The organism is Nocardiopsis prasina DSM 43845 (assembly GCF_000341265.1).
Lineage (GTDB): Bacteria > Actinomycetota > Actinomycetes > Streptosporangiales > Streptosporangiaceae > Nocardiopsis > Nocardiopsis prasina.
Genome location: NZ_ANAE01000107.1, coordinates 42,992 through 55,138, shown reverse-complemented (window position 1 = coordinate 55,138; position 12,147 = coordinate 42,992). Strand labels below are relative to the sequence as shown.

Sequence of the window (12,147 nt, the reverse complement as noted above, 5' to 3'; positions counted from 1 at the left end):
TGATCACCGTATCCGCGGCCGACGACAGTTCAGGGGGGCGATCAGCCCATCCGGCGGTGCAGGTCCTCGTGCGGGGACGGCCCGGGGGCGGTCGGGGCGATCCACGGCCCGGGCACGGAGGGGTCGAGCACGCCCTCCTCCAGCCAGGTGTAGGAGTCGGCCATCAGACGCCGGGCCAGTCTGCCGTCGAGTTCGTCGGTGTTGGACCACAGCCCCTCGAAGAGGGCGTCGACCCGCAGCCGGGACTGGCGGCAGAACACGTCGGCCACCTGAAGCGGCGACGCTCCGCGCTCGGGGCGGGCGTCCGCGTCGGCGCGGGCCCGAACGACCACGGCGCTCGCCGCGAAGAGCTCGGCGCCGATGTCCACCACGCGGCCGAGGAAGCCCTGCCGGGCCTCCAGCCCTCCCTGCCAGCGGGACATCGCGTAGAACGTGGAGCGAGCCAGGCGACGCGAGGCGCGCTCCGCGAAGCGCAGGTGCGCGGCGAGCGGCCCGAACTCCTGGAAGGCCGACGGCACCTGCCCCCGGCCGACCACCAGGGTCGGCAGCCACCGGGCGTAGAAGCCGCTCGCCCTGACGGCGGCTCGCGCCTTCTCGGAGCGGCTGGTGTCGGGGTCGACGAGGTCCCCGGCCACGGACAGGTGGGCGTCCACGGCCTCACGGGCGATCAGGAGCCTCATGATCTCCGTGCTGCCCTCGAAGATCCGGTTGATCCTCAGGTCGCGTAGCACCTGCTCGGCGGGCACCCCGCGCTCACCGCGCGCGGCCAGGGAACCGGCGGTCTCGTACCCGCGCCCGCCCCGCACCTGGACCAGTTCGTCGGCGACCCGGTGGGCCATCTCGGAGGTCCAGAGCTTGGCGAGGGCCGCCTCGATCCGGATGTCGTGGCGGTCGTCGTCGGCCATCCGTCCGGTCAGGTCGAGCACGGCCTCCATGGCGTAGGAGGTCGCGGTGATGAAGGACAGCTTCCGGGCGACCTCCTCGTGCCGGCCCACCGGCCGACCCCACTGGACGCGCTCGCGGGACCACTCACGGGCGATCCCGGTCGCCCACTTGCCCGCGCCCGCACAGAGGGCGGGCAGGGAGAGGCGGCCGGTATTGAGGGTGGACAGCGCGATGCGCAGGCCCTGCCCCTCCTCGCCGATCCGCTGGTCGGCGGGCACCCGTACCCGGTGCAGGCGAGTGACCCCGTTCTCCAGTCCCTTCAGCCCCATGAACCGGTTGCGGTGCTCCACGGTGACACCGGGGGAGTCGCCCTCCACCACGAACGCCGTGATCCCGCCCCGGCGTCCGGGCCCCTCGGGCACCCGCGCCATCACCAGGAGGAGTTCGGCGACCACGCCGTTGGTCGTCCACAGCTTCACCCCGTCCAGCAGGTACGCGGACCCGTCGTCCGTGGGCGTGGCCGTGGCGCTCAGCCGCGCGGGGTCACTGCCCACGTCGGGTTCGGTGAGCAGGAAGGCGCTGACCGCGCCCCGGGCGCAGCGCGGCAGCAGGCTCCGCCGCTGTTCCTCGGTGCCGAACACGGCCACGGGCTGGGGGACGCCGATGGACTGGTGGGCGGAGAGCAGGGCGGCGATCGCGGGGCACACCGAGCCGACCAGCATCAGGGCGCGGTTGTAGTGGTACTGGGTGAGGCCGAGCCCGCCGTACTCGGTGGGGATCTTCATCCCGAAGGCACCGATCCCGCGCAGCGCCGCGACGGTCTCGTCGGGGACGCGCTCCTCCAGTTCGACGCGCGGGGCGTCGACGCCCTCGCACACCTCCCGCAGCAGGGCGAGGAAGGCCTCCCCGCGCCGCGTCTCGGACTCACCCGGGTACGGGGGCTGGAGCAGGTCCAGGCGCAGGCGGCCCAGGTACAGCTCCTTGGCGAAGCTGGGCCGGGTCCATCCGCTCTCCCTGGCCTGTTCGGCCACCCGTCGCGCCTCGCGGGGATCGACCGTCGACATGACACGTTCACCTCACCGGGGAGGGTCTGTGTGGCCTCTCCCACAGGCCTACCCGAACGGTGTGCGTCTGATACCCATGAGGCCCCTGGTGGGCGGGGGGAGAGCCGACACACCCCCCGGTTCGCGACAAAAACCTTGCGCACAATGCGAACCGTTCGAGGGGCCTGGCCGTCCAACGAAGCGCGACTGAAACCAACCGCGCATGTGCCGGGAGTCGCCGAACCCCGGTGCGGAGGACGGCCGCACCGGGGTTCCTCGTGTCCGCACCCCCTCACCCCGCGTGTCCGGCCAGGTCGGGGCGGTCCGTCGGCGCGATCCTCTAGCCTTTGGCTGTGCGTATCGCGACATGGAATGTGAACAGTGCCCGGGCCAGGGCCGAGCGGATCGGCGACTGGCTGGACCGGAGCGACATCGACGTCCTCGCCATCCAGGAGACCAAGGCGCGCGACGACCAGTTCCCCGAGTCGGTCCTCACGGACCGCGGGTACGAGGTCGCCCACCACGGCCTCTCCCAGTGGAACGGGGTCGCGATCGCCTCGCGGGTGGGGCTGGAGGACGTCCGGATCGGCTTCCCCGGCCAGCCCGGCTACGGCGACCCCGAGGAGCGTGAGGCCCGCGCCATCGCCGCCACCTGCGGCGGCGTCCAGGTGTGGAGCCTGTACGTGCCCAACGGCCGCGAGATCGACCACCCCCACTACGCGTACAAGCTGCGCTGGCTGGAGGCCCTTCGCGCGGCGGGCGCCGCGAGCCTGGCGGAGGACCCCGAGGCGCAGATCGCCTACGTCGGCGACTTCAACATCGCCCCCCAGGACGACGACGTGTGGGACATGGCCGCCTTCGAGGGCCTCACCCACGTCACCGAACCCGAGCGCACCGCCTTCGGCGCGCTGGTCGACGCCGGGTTCTCGGAGGTCGTGCGCGAGTACACGCCCGGCCCCGGCGTCTACACGTACTGGGACTACAAGGCCCTGGCCTTCCCCAAGCGCAGGGGTATGCGCATCGACTTCGTGCTCGCCTCGCCCGCGCTGAGGGCCCGGGTGACCGGTGCGAGCATCGACCGCGAGGAGCGCAAGGGCAAGGGCGCCTCCGACCACGCCCCCGTCATCGTCGCCCTCGACAGTGCGGACAGCCAGCCGGTCGACCGGCCCAAGAAGTGACCTGGGGAATGAACAGAGAAGTGGACAACGAAGTGGGATCCGCGCCGCGCGTCGCCGTGCTCGGCAGCGTCAACATGGACCTGGTGGCCTACGTGGACGCGGTTCCGGGCGGCGGCGAGACCGTCACCGGAACTGACTTCCGGCAGATTCCGGGCGGCAAGGGCGCCAACCAGGCGGTCGCGGCGGCGCGGGCGGGTGCCGACGTGGCCTTCCTCGGCGCTGTCGGCGACGACGCCTTCGGTGCCGAACTGCGCGCCAACCTGGTGTCGGGCGGGATCGACGTCTCCGGTCTGCGCACGGTCCCGGGGGTGTCCGGGGTCGCGCACATCGTCGTGGACGGCCGGGGCGGCAACCGGATCATCGTGGTCCCGGGTGCCAACGCCGAGGCAGGGGCGGTCGACGGTGACGAGGCGCGGGTGGCCGACGCCGCCGCGCTGCTGCTCCAGCTGGAGCTGCCCATGGCGGCCGTGGTCGCCGGGGCGCGGCTGGGCCGCGGGTTGGGCGTGCCGGTCTACCTGACCCCGGCCCCCGCTCGTGAGCTCCCGGACGAGCTCCTGACCAACGTGGACGTGCTCGTGCCCAACCAGCACGAGGCCGCCGCCATCACCGGGCACACCGAACCGCGCGCCGCGCTGGCGGCGCTGCTGGAGAGGGTGCCGGAGGTGCTGCTGACGCTGGGCGAGGACGGGTCGCTGTTCGGTCGCCGGGGCGAGGAGCCGGTGCACGTTCCGGCCCGGAGGGTGGAGGCCGTGGACACCACCGCGGCCGGTGACACGTTCTGTGGCTCGTTCGCGGTGGCCAGGGCCGAGGGCCGCTCGGCGCGTGAGGCGATGGAGTTCGCCGCGGCCGCCGCCGCGATCTCCGTGGGACGGCACGGAGCCAGCTCGTCGATGGCCTCGCGGGACGAGGTCGAGGCCCTACTCAGGGCCTGATCGGGCGCGGTCGGACGGGATCGGGCGCGCACCCCGGCCACGAGGTCAGCGGGTGTGCCCGATCTGCTTGAGGAACGGCGCGGGGTCCTGGTCCTGGAGGCGGACCTCCAGCACGATGTCCACGGTGTCCCCGACGAGACGGCCGCCCCAGGGCACGGGCCCGCCGTCGCCGACCCCGAAGTCGGACAGGCTGATCTGGGTCGTGGCGGAGAAGAAGTGGCCGTACGTGTCGTCGGGCGAGGCGTAGTCGGGGGCCTCGCCCACCCAATCGCCGTTGAGGGCGACGGGGAGCGCCGTGCCGTGGATGGTGAGGTCGCCGTGCAGGCGGAAGGAGTTCCGCTTCCTGCCGGGCTCCAGGCGGGTGGAGGTGAAGCGGATCTCCGGGTAACGCTCCACGTCGAGGAAGTCGGCGGAGCGCAGGTGCGCGTCTCGGGCGTTGACACCGGTGTTGACGCTGTCCGCGTCGATCACGACCTCCACCGAGGACCGTGCGGGGTCCTCCGTCACGTGGACCCGCCCGTCGGCCCCGCCGAAGGTGCCCTGGACCCGGCCGAAGCGCAGGTAGTGCGCGACGAAGATCAGGCTGGAGTGCAACGGGTCGAGGTGCCAGGTGCCGGGGCCCGGGCCGTACTCGGTGGGGATGGATGCCATGGGTGTTAACTCCCTTTGTGTCCGTTATGGGACATTAGTCCACACACTGTAGGTCCGATGCTCGACCAGAACCCCTGGTTCGCCTCTGACCTGCGGCGAGACTTTCGACTCGCCCCACACGGGAAGCTTCGTGACCGCGCTGAAACGGCACGGCACAGGTCGGCACCGCACACACGAAGGGAGGGCCGGAGCCCGTGGCCCCGACCCTCCCGTCGTGCGGGTGCCGACGCGCCACGGGGGCGCGCCGGGCACACGGCTACATGTGCTCGGGCGACTCCACTCCGAGCAGGTCCAGACCCTGGACCAGCACGCGCAGCGCCACGGACACCAGCGCCAGACGCGACTCGCGCTCGGCGTCGGTCTCCGCTGTCAGCACCGGACAGTGCTCGTAGAACGCGGTGAGGTTCTGCGCCAGCTCGAACAGGTACGTGGACAGGCGGTGCGGCTGGAGGTGGTCGCCCACCTGCTCCACCACGGCGCCGAAGCCCAGCAGCTTGAGCGCGAGTTCGCGCTCGGAGCCCTCGGAGACGGTGATCCGCCCATCGACGGTCCGGGGGTCCACTCCGCCCTTGCGGAAGATGGACCGGATCCGGGCCTGCGCGTACTGGATGTAGGGGCCGGTGTTCCCGGTCAGCGCCAGCATGCGGTCGAAGTCGAACACGTACTCGGTGTCGTGCGAGACCGACAGGTCCGCGTACTTCACCGCGCCGATGCCGACCTTGCGGGCGATCTCCGCCTGGCTCTCGGCGTCCAGGTCGGGGCGGTTCTCCGCCACCACGGCCGCCGCCCGCTGGATCGCCTCGTCCAGCAGCTGCACGAGCCGGACCGGGGCGCCGCTGCGGGTACGCAGGATCTTGCCGTCCGAGCCCAGTACGTTGCCGATCTGCACGTGCGTGGTCTCGACGCTCTCCGGCAGCCACCCCGCGGCGCGCGCGGTGGCCCACACCATCTTGAAGTGCATGGCCTGCGGGGCGCCGACCACGTACAGGATGCGGTCGGCCTTGAGGTCGTCCACCCGGTACCGGACGGTGGCCAGGTCCGTGGTGGCGTAGCCGTAGCCGCCGTCGCTCTTGCGGACGATCAGCGGGACCGGCTTGTCCTCGCGGCCGGTGAACCCCTCGAGGAACACGCACAGGGCGCCGTCGCTGATCTCGGCGATGCCCTTGGTCTCCAGCTCGTCGCACACGTCGGCGAGCATCGCGTTGTAGCTGCTCTCACCGGCGAGGTGTTCGTCGGTGAGGGTGACGCCCAGCTTGGCGTAGACCTTGTTGAAGTAGACCCGGGACAGGCCCACCAGCTTGCGCCACAGGCGCAGGGTCTCCTCGTCGCCGCTCTGGAGGGCCACCACGCGGCGGCGCGCGCGGGCGGCGAAGTCGTCCGTGCCCTCGCCGGAGGAGTCGAACTTGGTTCGGGCCGCCTGGTAGAAGGCGTTGGGGTCCGTGGTGAGGAGGTCGGCCTCCTCGGACTCCTCGCCGACCTCCAGCAGGTGCTCGATGAGCATGCCGAAGGGGGTGCCCCAGTCACCGATGTGGTTCTGCCGGATGACGTTGTGGCCCAGGAACTCCAGGGTGCGGGCCAGGGAGTCGCCCACCACCGTGGTGCGCAGGTGCCCGACGTGCATCTCCTTGGCCACGTTGGGCGCGGAGTAGTCGAGCGGGATGTTCAGGCGCTCCTGGACCGGAACGCCCACGCGCGGGTCGTCGAGGAGCTGGCGCGCCTGGTCGGCGATCCAGTCCTCGCGGAGCGTGAGGTTGATGAAGCCCGGCCCGCTGACCTCGACGTCTCTGCACACGTCGGCGACGTCCAGGTGCTCCATGATCGCCGCGGAGACCTCGCGGGGCTTGCGGCCCAGGCGCTTGGCGAGCGCGAGTGCGGCGTTCGCCTGGTAGTCGGCGAACTGGGACGGGCGGACGACGGGATCGGTGTCGGCGAACTCGGGGCCGAAGGCGGCACCGAGGGCGGACTGGACCCGTCGCGAGAGTACTTCCTGCGGGTCGACCATGCCCCTAAGACTACCGACCGCCTCTCCCCCTCCCGACAGGTTTCAAACGGACCCCCGGGGCGCCGATTCGCCGGGGGCCGGCCGGATACCCTCCCTCCATGAAGCAACCGTGGAACCCCGAAGCCCCCGGTGTGTTAAGGCTCCCCTCCGGTCGCGTGGTCCGGGGCCGCGGCCTGGGCTACCCGTTGCCGGAGGGCCCGGTGCCCGTGTTCGGGCTGTACCTGCTGGACCACGAACCGCCGACCTTCACCTGGTCCGGTCGCTGGGTGCACTGGCCGGACTTCGGTCTGCCCGCCGATGACGCGGACGCCCTGGCCGCGCTCCGTGAGGCCCTGGACCGAGCGGACCGGGAGCGGGTGGAGCTGGCCTGTCTGGGCGGGCGGGGCCGGACCGGGACCGCGCTCTCCTGCCTGGCGGTGCTGGACGGGGTGCCCGCGTCCGAGGCCGTGGCCTACGTGCGCGAGCACTACTCGCCGCACGCGGTGGAGACCCCCGAACAGGAGGCCTACGTGCGGGCCTTCGGCGGTTCCGAGGGCTGAGCCGCGGGGAGACCGGGCCGGGTCCGGGTCAGCGCTCCTCGGAACGGCGGTGGAGCCAGTGCGGGGAGCGCTGGGGTACCCGGCGGCGGATCTGGTCGCCTATCCGGCCGCCCGNNGGGGGGGGCCGGCAGGCCTGCGCGATGCCCTCGGGGTGGCTGTCGCCGTGCGCGATGACCACGGTGCCGTTCAGGCCCAGCAGGGCGGCACCCCCGTAGGTCTCGCTGTCGAACCGCTCCCGCACCCCGCGCAGGGCACCGCGCTGGAGCAGGGCGCCGGTCCGGGCCAGGGCGGACGAGGTGAGCGCCTCCTTGAGGGCGTTCATCGTGAAGGCGGCGGTCCCCTCGATGGTCTTGAGCGCCACGTTGCCGGTGTGGCCGTCGGTCACCACCACGTCGACCCTTCCCCGCAGCAGGTCGTGGCCCTCGATGTTGCCCCGGAAGTCCATGGACTCGGAGTTCTCCGGGGCGGCCAGCAGCTCGCTGGCCCTGCGGATCAGCCTGTTGCCCTTGCCGGGCTCCGAACCGATGTTGAGCACGCCCACGCGGGGGCGTTCCACCCCGAAGGCGGTCTGGGCGTAGGCGCACCCCAGGTGCGCGAACTGGACCAGCATCTCCGGTTTGGCGTCGGCGTTGGCCCCGGCGTCCACCATGATCGTCGGGACCGGACCGGTCGGCAGGGTCACCGCCAGAGCCGGGCGCAGCACCCCCGGCTGGGTGCGCAGCCGCACGGTGGAGGTGGCCACTATCCCGCCGGTCGAGCCCGCCGAGACCAGCGCGTCCGCGTCCCCCCGGCGGATCAGCCGACAGCCCACCGCCGCGCTGGACCGGGGACGACGCCAGCTGGCCAGGGCCCCCTCGTCCATGGCGATGTTGTCCTCGGCGTGCACCACCGGGATGTCGCGCAGGGCGCCCTCCTCGGCGAGCTGGGCGGCGATCTCGGTGCGGCGCCCCACGAGCAGGACCCGCAGGCCCAGCTCACGGAAGGCCATGACGGCGCCGCGTACGACCTCACGGGGGGCGTTGTCGCCGCCCATGGCGTCCACCGCGATGATCGGCGGTGACGTACGCGGTACCGGTGCGTCCGCGTCGGGTGTGCCAGTCACAGCTTCCTCACACGGTCGGTTGGTGCTGACGGACGGGTGTGGCGTGCCGTTGGCGCAGCTGGGCGCGGGCACACGGCACGGATGAACACGCCTCTTCGGGGCCGCACGGGGTGATGTGGTGACACGCTATCGGGTCGCCCTCCCGCTGACTGCGGACGGCACCTTCGTGTAGTCATGCGAGGATACTTCCTGTATGTCCAGGTCAGGGCTGGATATTACGCAGAGCGGGTACAAAGCCCCTAGACGGGGTATATCCGCTCGCTGGCCGTGTCGCTGGAAACACTCTGGTCACAGCCGATAACTGATTTTTCATCCCCAGGTGGTCGCCCGGCACCCGTATGCCGGAGCCACCGGCTCAGGGCTGCCCTGCTCCACGCGGGCGGGCCCCTGTCCAACCGCAGGAGAGGAGAGGCGTGAGCGTAACGCCAGACGTGGCACAGTCCCCGTCCGCCGGACGTCGGTTTCGTGCCTACACGACGAAACACCTTGACGAGCTCACGGCGAGAGCCGGTCTCGCGGCTGACGAGCAGCTCGCGGTCAAGGCGGTCGCCCATGTGCTGCCGTTCCGGGTCAACAGCTACGTCATCGACGAGCTGATCGACTGGGACGCCGCTCCCGACGATCCGATCTACCGACTGGTCTTCCCGCAGGCCGACATGCTCCCCGCGGCCGACGTCTCCCGGATCGCCGACCTCATCAGTTCCGGAGCGGGCCGCAAGGAGCTCAACGAGGCCGCCAACGGCGTCCGCGCCAAGCTGAACCCGCACCCGGCCGGGCAGATGGACCTCAACGTGCCCACCACGGGTAACGAGGAGCCCATCCCGGGCATCCAGCACAAGTACAAGGAAACGGTCCTCTTCTTCCCGAAGCAGGGCCAGACCTGTCACGCGTACTGCACCTACTGCTTCCGCTGGGCGCAGTTCGTCGGCGACGCCGACCTCAAGTTCGCGTCCGGCGAGATCGACCAGATGGTCGACTACGTGCGCAACCACCCCGAGGTCACCAGCGTCCTGTTCACCGGTGGCGACCCGATGATCATGGGTGAGGGGGTCATCTCCCGCTACATCGAGCCGCTGCTGGAGATCGAGCACCTCGAGGCCATCCGGATCGGGACCAAGGCGCTGGCCTACTGGCCGCAGCGCTTCACCACCGACCCGGACGCGGACGACACGCTCCGTCTGTTCGAGAAGGTCGTGGCCTCGGGCAAGAACCTCGCGTTCATGGCCCACTTCTCGCACCCGAACGAGATGAAGTCCGGGCTCGTGCAGGAGGCCGTGCGCCGCATCCGCGAGACCGGGGCGGTCATCCGTACCCAGGCGCCGCTGATCCGCACGATCAACGACGACTCGGCCACGTGGGAGGACATGTGGCGGACGCACCTGCGTCACGGCATGGTGCCCTACTACATGTTCGTCGAGCGTGACACCGGCCCGCAGGACTACTTCGCGGTGCCGCTGGCGGAGGCCTACGACATCTTCCGGGGTGCCTACCAGAAGGTCTCGGGCCTGGCCCGGACCGTGCGCGGCCCGTCGATGTCGGCGACCCCGGGCAAGGTGTGCGTGGACGGGGTGACGGAGATCTTGGGAGAGAAGGTCTTCGTCCTGCACTTCATCCAGGCACGCGACCCGGAGCTGGTCGGCCAGCCCTTCTTCGCCAAGTACGACGAGAAGGCCGCCTGGCTGTTCGACCTCAAGCCCGCCCTCGGTGCCACCCACTTCCCGTGGGAGAACGCCCCGATCGGCGCCAACGGCCTGGTCGACCCNGCCCCCCCCCCCCAGCCTGTAGCGGGAGGCCGCGTCCGCCCCGGTGGACGCGGCGGTGAACAGCGGAGCCCGGCACCCTGGTGGGTGCCGGGCTCCGTCCGTGTCCGTGCCGTGGACGGATGCAGGCCGCCGTGGGACGGGTGTCGACCACGGGGCCGACGACGCGGACACGGTCCCGGGAAGGTCTGCCTGTGGGGGAGGAGGGCCCGGGGCCGGATGGTTCGTGGGGGTGCGGTGCGCGGGTCCGGCACCGCCCCGGTCAGTCGAGGAGGGCGTCGAAGTCGCCGGTCTTGGCGCCTCGGACGAAGGCCCTGATCTCGGCGGGCGTGTAGACCAGCGCGGGCCCTTCCGGATCGCGGGAGTTGCGCACGGCGATGTCACCGCCGGGCAGGGTCGCGACCTCCACGCAGTTGCCGTCCGGGTTGCTCCAACTGCTCTTGGTCCATGCGACCTCCAACCGGTCCGCGGGGACGCCGTTGTAGATCGGTTGCATCCTCAACCTCCTGGAAGTTCGGGGACTGGTGAGCGGGGTGTCCGCGAACGGCTCAAGCACGCCGTGCGTGTCGGACCTGACCACCCGGACGTCCGCCTTGTCCAGGGGCGATCGGTTTCTTGGCGGGTGATCCATTTGTCCCCATACGAGCCCAAAGCGTAGTCCATGCACGTGCATCGGTGATTGCATCGGTAATCAACCCCCCGTGTGCGCGCAGGGGGAAGCCGAAGGAACCGCATGTCAGACCTAACGTGCCAGGGCCGCAGAAGGTTCGGCTTTCCGCGATTGTTTCCCAGTCGTGGCCGAAGCCGGACACGAAAGCGACCCCGTGGGTACGCAGGGCGTTCACGGGGTCGCGGGGGGTACGGGTCCGGGCACGGTCAGCTCGGGTGGGGGATCGGGACGCGGAGGGCTGGTGTGGGGGATCGGCGGGGCCGAGGGCGGCCGGTCGCGGGTGGCTGTGCGCGGACGGGTGCCCGGCGGACCGGCTCGGAACCTCAGCCCCCGTAGCGCTTGAGGAAGTCCTGGAGGATGTCCGGGGTCTGGCCCGGAAGGGGAGCCTGGGTCGCCAGGTGGTCCATGGTCTGGGCGTAGCGGCTGGTGTCGTCGAACTTGTCGAAGTACAGGGCGCTGCTCAGCTGCTCCAGGTAGACCACGTCGGGCAGCTGGGGCGTGGGGAACCGCAGGATGCTGAACGGGCCGCCGGCCGCCGGGTGGCCGCCCATGGCGAACGTGGCGATCTGGATGGTGATGTTGGGGCGGCGGGCCATCTCCAGCAGGTGCTCGACCTGCTCGCGCATGACCTCGGCGTCGCCGAAGGGGCGGTGCAGGACCGCCTCGTCGATGACGGCCCACAGGCGCGGCGGATCGCCCTCGGCGGACGAGAAACGCCGTTGCCGATGCATACGCATGTTCACACGGCTGTTGACGTCCTCCTCCGAGGTGGCCGTGCGCGAGAGCCTGATCACCGAGCGGGCGTACCCCTCGGTCTGGAGCAGCCCGGGTACGAACTGGACCTCGAAGGTACGGATGACCGACGCGGCCTCCTCGAGGCCGACGTAGACGCCGAACCACTGCGGCAGCACGTCGCCGTACTTGTGCCACCAGCCCTGGGCGTTGGCGCTGGAGATCATCCCGACCAGGGCCTCGCGCTGCTCGGGCTCCTTCACTCCGTACAGCTTCAGCAGGTCGTCGACGTCCCGGTGTTTGAAACTGACCTGGCCGAGCTCCATACGGCTGATCTTGGCGTGGGACGCCCGGATGGCGTATCCGGCGTCCTCCCGGGAAATGCCCTTCTCCTGGCGCAGGCGCCGCAGCTGGGTACCGAGCAGAATGCGCAGCACGGTGGGACCACCACTGGAATTGGCCAGGAAATCCTGTGTGACCTGGTGGTTCGGCGTCGGGTCTGCTACCACTTCGCCTCCCTATGGAGTGGTATTGGCGGGAGCGACCGCTCAGTATACCGATGTCGTTCTTCCGGGACAGGGGATCGAGAACCGAATCGAACCCCAGTGAAGGGTACCGGCGAGAATCACGGAAGAGGGGCGGACGAATTCTTC

At 70.8% G+C, this 12,147-nt stretch carries 9 protein-coding genes and 1 pseudogene; 4 read left to right on the top strand and 6 right to left on the bottom strand.

Features of this window, described 5'->3' with window-relative positions; genetic code table 11:
• Positions 1–41: 41 nt before the first annotated feature.
• On the bottom strand, positions 42–1,949 hold the full coding sequence (locus D452_RS0109970; protein ID WP_017544005.1) for an acyl-CoA dehydrogenase family protein: 1,908 nt from the start codon (positions 1,947–1,949) through the stop codon (positions 42–44).
• A gap of 332 nt (positions 1,950–2,281) precedes the next feature.
• On the opposite strand from D452_RS0109970, the gene D452_RS0109965 reads away from it, so the two are divergent.
• Together D452_RS0109965 and D452_RS0109960 are read left to right on the top strand one after the other, a co-directional pair.
• Positions 2,282–3,106 (top strand): exodeoxyribonuclease III, encoded by an 825-nt coding sequence (locus D452_RS0109965; protein ID WP_193374224.1) that lies wholly within the window; start codon positions 2,282–2,284, stop codon positions 3,104–3,106.
• An 8-nt stretch (positions 3,107–3,114) separates the two neighbouring features.
• On the top strand, positions 3,115–4,038 hold the full coding sequence (locus D452_RS0109960) for a ribokinase (RefSeq protein WP_040693482.1): 924 nt from the start codon (positions 3,115–3,117) through the stop codon (positions 4,036–4,038).
• A 45-nt stretch (positions 4,039–4,083) separates the two neighbouring features.
• On the opposite strand, the gene D452_RS0109955 is transcribed toward D452_RS0109960, so the two are convergent.
• Positions 4,084–4,689 carry a YceI family protein gene (locus D452_RS0109955; protein WP_017544002.1) on the bottom strand — a complete coding sequence of 202 codons (606 nt, stop codon included), beginning with the start codon at positions 4,687–4,689 and terminating at the stop codon, positions 4,084–4,086.
• A 256-nt stretch (positions 4,690–4,945) separates the two neighbouring features.
• Complete coding sequence (gene argS, locus D452_RS0109950) at positions 4,946–6,691, bottom strand: arginine--tRNA ligase (protein ID WP_017544001.1); 1,746 nt, start codon at positions 6,689–6,691, stop codon at positions 4,946–4,948.
• 98 nt (positions 6,692–6,789) lie between these two features.
• Between argS and D452_RS0109945 the strand changes: the two genes are divergently transcribed.
• The gene (locus tag D452_RS0109945; protein ID WP_026129152.1) at positions 6,790–7,230 is read left to right on the top strand and encodes a protein-tyrosine phosphatase family protein; all 441 of its coding nucleotides are present in this window, start codon (positions 6,790–6,792) and stop codon (positions 7,228–7,230) included.
• A gap of 28 nt (positions 7,231–7,258) precedes the next feature.
• On the opposite strand, the gene plsX is transcribed toward D452_RS0109945, so the two are convergent.
• Complete coding sequence (gene plsX / locus D452_RS0109940) at positions 7,259–8,332, bottom strand: phosphate acyltransferase PlsX (RefSeq protein ID WP_017543999.1); 1,074 nt, start codon at positions 8,330–8,332, stop codon at positions 7,259–7,261.
• A 431-nt stretch (positions 8,333–8,763) separates the two neighbouring features.
• Here plsX and D452_RS28045 point away from each other — a divergent pair.
• Positions 8,764–10,092: pseudogene (locus D452_RS28045) on the top strand (KamA family radical SAM protein); the annotation flags it as partial.
• 262 nt (positions 10,093–10,354) lie between these two features.
• Here the strand turns inward: D452_RS28045 and D452_RS0109930 are convergent.
• Both D452_RS0109930 and D452_RS0109925 read right to left on the bottom strand, forming a co-directional pair.
• Positions 10,355–10,588, bottom strand: coding sequence for a DUF397 domain-containing protein (locus tag D452_RS0109930; RefSeq protein ID WP_017543997.1), 234 nt, complete (start codon positions 10,586–10,588; stop codon positions 10,355–10,357).
• Between the two features lie 497 nt (positions 10,589–11,085).
• Positions 11,086–11,931 (bottom strand): helix-turn-helix domain-containing protein, encoded by an 846-nt coding sequence (locus D452_RS0109925; protein WP_017543996.1) that lies wholly within the window; start codon positions 11,929–11,931, stop codon positions 11,086–11,088.
• Positions 11,932–12,147 lie beyond the last annotated feature (216 nt).